Raw genomic sequence first — 331 nt, 5'->3', positions numbered from 1 at the left:
TGATCCTGAAATGGCGCTATTATATCAGCCAACTCACTTGATGATGGAGGAGGCACCTCTCCAGAAAGAATTCGCAGGCCCTGAGGATGATAGATAACGACGAATTCGATAATATCCGGCTGGGTCGGCATGCTCGAGCGTTCAAAGTCGATGATCGCGTCCAGCGTGGAATACTTGAGGGATTTGGCCATAGGCGGCACCGCTGTTGGCACCGGCCTGAACGCCGTTTGGAAATTCTTTCCATAAATCCTGCGCCTTTATCATGGTTTTACTAGCCTTAGTGCTCCTTTCGGTTTGAGGCTTCACCATGCTTGGCGTGTCGTGCAGATTC

General features: G+C 50.8%; 1 protein-coding gene. It reads right to left on the bottom strand.

What is annotated here, in order from left to right:
• Positions 1-141: 141 nt before the first annotated feature.
• Positions 142-331 (bottom strand): hypothetical protein (locus EZM41_RS14385; protein ID WP_342449285.1); only part of this gene is annotated, 190 nt, incomplete at its 5' end.

This window comes from Acetomicrobium sp. S15 = DSM 107314, assembly GCF_016125955.1.
GTDB classification, from domain to species: Bacteria; Synergistota; Synergistia; order Synergistales; family Thermosynergistaceae; genus Thermosynergistes; species Thermosynergistes pyruvativorans.
This window is presented reverse-complemented; position numbering and strand designations above follow the sequence as displayed.